This window comes from Stenotrophomonas sp. SrG, assembly GCF_050031795.1.
Lineage (GTDB): Bacteria > Pseudomonadota > Gammaproteobacteria > Xanthomonadales > Xanthomonadaceae > Stenotrophomonas > Stenotrophomonas rhizophila_A.
In genome coordinates this window covers 1-287 of record NZ_JBNBBE010000153.1, presented here as the reverse complement: position 1 = coordinate 287, position 287 = coordinate 1, and the positions used below count along the sequence as shown (strand labels likewise).

Sequence of the window (287 nt, the reverse complement as noted above, 5' to 3'; positions counted from 1 at the left end):
GTGTTCACCGGCGATTCGCTGTTCATGCCCGATGGCGGAACCGCACGCTGGGATTTTCCCGGGGGCGACGCCGGCCTGCTGTACCGCTCGATCCAACGCCTGCGTGCCCTGCCCGATGCCACCCGGGTGTTCATCTGCCACGACTACGGCCCGGGCGGGCGCGCGGTCGCCAATGAACCCACCATCGGCGAGCAGCGCGCACATAACATCCACCTGCATGACGGGGTGCGCGAGGCGGCGTTCGTGGCGACCCGGCAAGCGCGCGACGCCACGCTTGCCGAGCCCAA

At 69.7% G+C, this 287-nt stretch carries 1 pseudogene; it reads left to right on the top strand.

The window, feature by feature from the left end:
• Positions 1 to 287: pseudogene (locus tag ACQG3P_RS19335) on the top strand (MBL fold metallo-hydrolase); the annotation flags it as partial.